The 2301-nt window shown below is 76.7% G+C and carries 1 protein-coding gene; it reads right to left on the reverse strand.

Annotated elements, in window-relative coordinates:
• A partial coding sequence (locus tag VN520_RS18955; protein WP_325748108.1) for an asparagine synthase occupies positions 1-1614 on the reverse strand: 1614 nt, incomplete at its 3' end.
• Positions 1615-2301: the final 687 nt, after the last annotated feature.

The following is a 2301-nucleotide window of genomic DNA, read 5'->3' on the forward strand; positions in this document are numbered from 1 at the left end:
GATCCGCTGGTCGGCCGCGTGCCGGGCCAGCGCCGCCCGCGCCCTGGCCTCCCCCGGACGCTGGACCGACGCGGGCCGGACCGCCGCCTCCTGGAGACGAACCGATACTTCCGCGAGTGCCTCCCCGGTGAGCCAGCGGGCGGCGGGGCCGGGCCGGGACCAGGCGAGGGAGGCGAGCGACGCGTCGGCCGGGGTGTCGAGGCCGGGAGCGTCCCGGTTCGCTTCGGGCAGCAGGGACGCCGCCGTTTCGAGCCCGGTGCGGTACGACGTACGGGCCAGCCGGCGGGCGGCCCGGTAGACGGCCAGGGGGACGAACAGGGAATGCGTGGAGGGCCCTTCGGCCCTGGCGAGCGCGGCGACGGGCCGCAGGAGGTGGCGTCTGCGCCGGTCCATGAGGAGGTCGGCCAGCCGCGCGGGGTGCGCGTCCAGGACCTGACGGGCGCCGTGGCCGACGAAGTGGTCGGCGCTGCCCGCGGCCAGCCGCCGGCGGTGGCGCTCGGCGACGACGAGGGAGGGGGCGGGCTCGTCGGTGAGCGGGCCGCTCTCCAGCGACGCGTACGGCAGGGCCTCCTCGCCCGCCGCCACGACCACATGGTGCAGGCGGGGGTTGGCCGCGATGACCCGGGCGCGCTCCAGCTCGTCCTCGTGGCCTTGCGCGGAGAGGTCGTTGAACGTGACGGCGAGGAGCCGTTCGCCCGCACCCGTGCCATGGCCGAGCACGGTGCCCGGCAGTCCGGGCAGTCCCGCCGCCAGCAGGGCGAGCGTGGCGGAGGCACTGCCGCCGGACAGGTCCGAACCGATGCCGGGGACGGGCGCCCCCCGGGCGGCGCGGCGTTCGGCGGGCCCCATGCCGGGGACGGGGCCGGGGTCGGGCGGGAGGGTTTCCGGGGCGTGGCGCGGGGCCGTGAGCCGGGCGCGTACGGCTTCGACGAGCGCGTCCCGCACCCCTTCGACCGCACTCACCGGATCGGTCTCGGCTGCCGCCACGGCGAGCGAGGCCACCGCCTCGTAGCCGGTGATCTCGCGTGAGCCCTCCCGGAGGATCAGCGCGTGCCCGGGCGGGATCCGCTTCACCCCGGCGTACGGTGTGCCGTCGCCCAGCGCCTCCGGGGTCTCGGGGCAGGCCAGCAGCGCGGCGAGGTGCCCGATGTCCAGCTGTGCCTCGATGAGGTCGGCGAGCGGCAGGGCGGCGGTGGCGTACGCGGTGCCGTTGGCCCAGGGCGTGTGGAAGACGGGGCGGGCTCCGGCGAGGTCCCCGGCGACGGTGATGCGGCGGCCGATCTGTACGACGGCCGTGTAGCTGCCGGGCCAGGCGGTGAGGTGGCGCAGCGCTCCGCCGCGGGCGGCCAGCAGCCCGAGGCGCAGCTGTTCGTCGGTGGCCCCGCAGCAGCCGAGGACGGCGAGGCGGGTGGTGGGCGCCCCGTCACGGGTCGCGACCGTGATGACGCGGATCTCGTCGGGGCGCCAGTCGCCCACGGCCCAGAGCGGGTCCGGGTCCCCCCACAGGAGCTGGGAGCCCACCGGATGGACGGTGCGCCCCTCCCCGTGGGGACCGACCGCGCCCACGGTGCCGAAGCTCGCGGCGATACTGCTCCACCCCACCAACCAACGCATCGCCGCCTCCACAGGCTGTGGACGAACCGGCGTACCAGGACACGGGAACGCCGTTGCGGGACATGCTGCCACGACAACGGCACCCGGGAGGGGGTACGGGCGGCGCACACCGGCTGTGCATGCGCCCCTGGCAAAGGCCTGACCACCGCTCCGTGGACTCCCCGGCAACGGAAGTGGGCCGTGCGGGAGTTGAGGCGTCCGCCCCCGGTGGCTGCCCCCGCCCCGGCGTGGCACCGGTACAGGCGTGATCTGGCCATGGTCGCGGGGCTTCACGGCGCTCTGTCCGACCGGCGCTATCCGGCCATTTTCCGATCGCGGTGGAACCGCGCGTTTCGCTCCCGGCGGCACGCCGGGGCCACCTTCGCGCGCCCGCCCCCGGACCACGGGCGACTCCCCCGCAGGGCCGCCGCAGCACCCCGGGCACCCGGCCCCGGGGCGATGACGTGCGGGCCGGCGCATCCCCCCGGTGCGCCGGTCCGCGCGTCCGCTTTTCCGGAACCCCACCCGTACGGCGCACAGTCCGGGAGGTGTTCGCCACCTCCCGGACCGGTTCGCCGCCCGCGGGGATTGGGGCGGCGGTGTCCCCCAGCCCACCGAGTCCAGTTCGGCGGGCCGACCCACGCAGGAACCATCGAAGCGCTTGCGTTCGGAGCGGGCCAGAGCGCACGGCCGGGCGCACGGCCACAC

The organism is Streptomyces sp., assembly GCF_035563135.1.
In the GTDB taxonomy this organism is placed as follows: domain Bacteria; phylum Actinomycetota; class Actinomycetes; order Streptomycetales; family Streptomycetaceae; genus Streptomyces.